This is a genomic window from Arthrobacter sp. HMWF013 (assembly GCF_003061105.1).
Lineage (GTDB): Bacteria > Actinomycetota > Actinomycetes > Actinomycetales > Micrococcaceae > Arthrobacter.
On the sequence record NZ_QAIQ01000227.1, the window covers coordinates 1 to 4,723 of the forward strand.

At 70.1% G+C, this 4,723-nt stretch carries 3 protein-coding genes; all 3 read right to left on the reverse strand.

Annotation, left to right across the window (positions count from 1 at the left end; translation table 11 throughout):
• The coding region (locus DBR22_RS09265; protein WP_181365096.1) for an acetyl-CoA carboxylase biotin carboxylase subunit at positions 1 to 1,602 on the reverse strand (1,602 nt) is incomplete at its 3' end.
• Positions 1,602 to 3,323, reverse strand: coding sequence for a carboxyltransferase domain-containing protein (locus DBR22_RS09270; protein ID WP_108598773.1), 1,722 nt, complete (start codon positions 3,321 to 3,323; stop codon positions 1,602 to 1,604). The genes DBR22_RS09265 and DBR22_RS09270, both read right to left, overlap by 1 nt.
• Before the next feature lie 19 nt (positions 3,324 to 3,342).
• Positions 3,343 to 4,695, reverse strand: coding sequence for an MFS transporter (locus DBR22_RS09275; RefSeq protein ID WP_108598774.1), 1,353 nt, complete (start codon positions 4,693 to 4,695; stop codon positions 3,343 to 3,345).
• Positions 4,696 to 4,723 lie beyond the last annotated feature (28 nt).

Consider the following 4,723-nt stretch of genomic DNA (forward strand, 5'->3'; position numbering starts at 1 on the left):
CTTCACCACCGTCCCGGCCATGTCCGCCCGCAACTCACCCGGGTGGGCAGCACCTGCTGCAGCGCCGCCGTCGAACTCCCCCGCGGACTCCCCCGCCAGAGATACGCCCGCGGGAACCCCCGCACCCGAGCGGGCCCAGCCATCCAACAAGGCAGCGGGAAGCCCGACGGCGAGGCGCCGGCCGTCGACGTCAACGGTAATGGTGCGCCGCGCACCGTCCGGAACGGACGTGCCGAACTCTGGATCCGCCGCGATGGAATCCGCGAAGTCAGTCTCGATCCAGCGCGTATGGATCCCCAACGCGGTTTCGGACGTGAAGTCCGGCGCCGCCACCACGGCCCGGTGGAACGGCAGGACCGTGGCCACGCCGGTGATCTCCATTTCGGCCAACGCACGGCGGGCCCGGCGGAGCGCCTGTTGCCGGTCAGCGCCGGTCACGATCAGCTTGGCCAGCAGCGAATCGAACTGCGGCGCCACAATGGACCCGGAGCGGACGCCGGAATCGAGCCGGATGCCCGGGCCGGTGGGGCCGCTGAACGTGGCGACGGTTCCAGGCGAGGGCAGGAATCCCCGGCCCACGTCCTCGGCGTTCAGCCGGAACTCGAACGAATGCCCGCGCGGCGCGGGATCGGAGGTCAGCCTGAGCGGCTCACCCGCGGCGATCCGGAACTGTTCCTGGACCAGGTCCACGCCGGTGGTTTCCTCGGTGATGGGGTGCTCCACCTGGAGGCGCGTGTTCACCTCGAGGAAGGCGACGGTGCCGTCGGCGGCCACCAGGAACTCCACCGTCCCGGCCCCGGAATAGGAGGCCTCGCGGCACACTGCCTTGGCGGCGTCGTAAATCTGCCGGGTCTGCTCGTCCGTGAGGAACGGCGCGGGCGCCTCCTCCACCAGCTTCTGGTGGCGGCGCTGCAGCGAGCAGTCGCGCGTTCCCACCACCACGACGTTCCCGTGCTGGTCCGCCAGGACCTGCGCCTCCACGTGCCGGGGCCGGTCCAGGTACCGCTCCACAAAGCACTCGCCGCGGCCGAAGGCCACCACTGCTTCGCGGACCGCAGAGTCGAAGGATTCCTCGATCTGGTCCATCTCGCGGACCACTTTAAGCCCGCGTCCGCCGCCGCCGAAGGCCGCCTTGATGGCGATCGGCAGGCCGTGCTCTTCGGCAAAGGCCCGCGCCTCGGCGGCCGAAGCCACGGGGCCGTCGCTGCCGGCTACCAGTGGGGCACCGGCTCGGACGGCGATCTCGCGGGCGGTGATTTTGTTGCCCAACTGCCGGATGGCCTCGGGGGTGGGGCCGATCCACGTCAGGCCGGCACCAAGCACCGCCTCGGCGAAGTCAGCGTTCTCGGAGAGGAATCCATAGCCGGGGTGCACCGCGTCGGCGCCGGATTCAGCGGCCACCCGCAGGAGGTTGGGGATGTTGAGGTACGTGTCCGACGGCGCGTTGCCGCCCAGGGTGTACGCCTCGGTAGCGGCGCCCACGTGCATGGCGTCGGCGTCCACGTCCGCGTACACCGCCACGGATTCGAGCCCGGCGTCCTCGCAGGCCCGGGCGATGCGGACGGCGATTTCTCCGCGGTTGGCGATCAGGACCTTACGCATCAGTTGCTCACTTCGTCTGGAAATCTGGTGTCTGGGGAAATGCCGTGCAAAAAGCCGGCGGCAGCATTGGCGGGCAGCCCGTAGCCGGGAGCCCAGCGGAACCGGAGGGACCCGCCGATCGGAATCTGGGCGGCGAGATCCAGCTGGTGGTCCACCACCACGCCAATCACGGGATAGCCGCCGGTAATGGGGTGGTCGGCAAGGAACAGCACGGGCTGGCCCTCCGGCGGAATCTGCAGCGCGCCCGCCATTGTTCCTTCGCTGGCGAGTTCACCGTCCCGGCACCGCGTCAGCGGTTCACCGGCCAGGCGCATGCCCACCCGGTTGGAGCGGGGGGTCACCGCCCAGTCCTGGCTGCACAGCGATTCCAGCGCGGCGGCATCGAACCAGTCGTCGCGGGGGCCGGGCACAACGTCCAGGACCGTCACCCCGGCATCCGGGAAGTCGGGCTGCAGCTCGGGGTTGCCCACCACGTTCGAGGAGGTGGCTACGCCGGCGCCCAGCAGTTGCCCGGCGGCCAGCGGCGCGGGCCCGATTCCGGACATGGTGTCCGTGGAGCGGCTGCCCAGCACGGCCTCGGCTTCAACGCCGCCGCGGATGGCCAGGTAACTCCGGAAGCCGCGCTCCGGCGCACCGATCGTCAGGATCTCGCCGTCGAGCAGGGCGAACGCGGTGGCCATGGGCACCTCGCGCACCCTTTCCGGCAGGTCATCTTCCGGACCGCCGGCGTCATTGTCCCCTGAGTCCGGAACGTCCGACGGCGTCACAACAGTGAGTGCCGACGGCGCGCCGGCCACTGCCAGCACCTGGTCGCCCACGGCTTGGATCCGCAGCCCGCCGGCAACGGATTCGACGACGGCGGCGGAGGGCTGGTTGCCCACGATCCGGTTCGCGCGTCGGACGGAGGCGCGGTCCAGGGCGCCCGCTGCGGAGACGCCCAGGCCTGCGTGGCCTGGCCGGCCCAGGTCCTGGATCAGGCTCTGGAGACCCGGAGACAGAATGCGCAGGCCGGACGGGACGTCAGCGCCTGTCACACTTTCAGCCGGGGAACCGGGGTCCGAGACTTCCACGAGCTCCCGCACGGCCCGGAACTGCACGCGGTCGCCGGGTGCGGCCAGGGCGGGCTGCTCCCGGCCGAGGTCCCACATATGGGCGGCGGTGCGGCCGATCAGCTGCCAGCCGCCCGGGGATTTCCGCGGATACACGGCGGAATAGTTCCCGGCCAAAGCCACGGATCCGGCGGGCACAGCGGTCCTCGGCGAACTGCGGCGCGGGACTTCCAGCGCCTGGTTCTCCCCCACCATGTAGCCGAAGCCGGGGGCGAAGCCGCCGAAAGCCACGGTCCAGATCTGCCCCGTGTGGGCTGCCACCACTCCCTCGACCCCCAGGCCGGTGAGCCGGCCCACCTCGGCGAGGTCCTCGCCGTCGTACACGGTCTCGATGGTGACCAGCTTGCCCTCGGCGTGGGACCGGACCGTCAGGTCCAGCTCCAGCAGCCGTGCGGCCATCCGGCGCGCGGCGGCGGGCGAGTCCGCCTTGACCATCACGGTCTCGGCGGCGGCCAGGACGTCCGCCTGGCCGGGCAGCGGCTGCTCCAGCAGGAGGGCCTGCAGGGCCAGCACATCGTGGAGCCCGGAGAGTTCGGCGAGCACCGCCGTCGTGCCTACCGGCCGGACGGCGAGCACCCGTGCGGCAGTGGTGGGATTGCTGACTGTTTCCATGGGGATCAGGCCGCGCCGCTCAGGCGTGGCTCGCCTGGGCGTCGTCGCTGTGGAGCAGGCGGAGGTCCTCTTCCGGCTGCGGGTCGCGGCCCAGGCGCATGCCCACGATGGTGATGACGGCGGTGACGGCGATGTACCCGGCGATCAGGTACCAGCCGCCGGACGCCGCGCCGTAGAGGGCGGTGAAGATCAGCGGGGCCACGGCGCCGCCGATCACGCCGGCCAGCGTGTAGGCCAGTGAGCTGCCTGCGTAGCGGAGGCGGGCCGGGAACTGCTCGGTGATGAACGCGGCCTGCGGGCCGTACATAAAGGCGTGGAGCGCCAGGCCGATCACCACACCGACGGACAGCATCACCACGGACTTGCCCTGGATCATCAGGAAGAACAGCGGAATGTAGAGGGCGGTTGCGGCGGCGGCAATGCCGTAGACCCAGCGGCGGTTGAAGCGGTCCGTCAGTGCGCCGGCGAGCGGGATCAGGAAGAGCTGGAACGCGGAGCCGATGAGGATGGCGGCCAGCACGTTGCCGGTGGTCATGCCCAGTTCCTTGGTGGCGTACACGGCCACGAACACGGTGAACAGGGCGTAGAGAACGTCGGGGCAGAGGCGGGACAGGGCTGCCGAGATCAGGGCCCTGGGCTCGGTGGTGAAAACTTCCTTGATGGGAGCCTTGGGGCGGTCGCCGTGGGCCTGGATGGCCTTGAAGACAGGGGTTTCCTCGAGCTTGAGGCGGATGATCAGGCCGAAGACCACCAGGAGAGCGGAGGCCAGGAACGCTACGCGCCAGCCCCAGGAGAGGAACGCCTCGGTGCTGAGGGATGCGGCCAGGACAGCCAGGACGCCGTTGGCCATGAGGTTGCCGGCGGGCGGGCCGATCTGGGCAGCGGAGGACCAGAAACCGCGTTTGTTGGGATCGCCGAATTCGCTGGAGAGCAGCACCGCGCCGCCCCATTCGCCGCCGACGCCGATGCCTTGGGCCAGGCGCAGCAGCACCAGGATGATGGGGGCCGCGACGCCGATGACGGAGTAATCGGGCAGCGCGCCGATGAGGACGGTGGCGACGCCGATCAGCACCAGGGTGAAGACCAGGACGTACTTGCGGCCGACCTTGTCGCCCAGGCGGCCGAAGATCACGCCGCCGATCGGACGGGCCAGGTAGCCCACCGCGAAGGCCGAGAAGGAGAGGAGGAGTCCGACGAACTCGTCGTCGGAGGGGAAGAAGATCTTGGGGAAGACAAGGGCGGAGGCCACCGAGTAGATGGCGAAATCGTAGTACTCGAGCGAGGTGCCGGTGAGGCTGGCGATGTACGCCTTGATGGCGCCGGCGGGCGGCTTCCTTGCCGCCGTCTTGGCTGCCTTGTTGGTGCTGGTCATGGTTTCCTCCGAAGGGTGAGGGATGGTG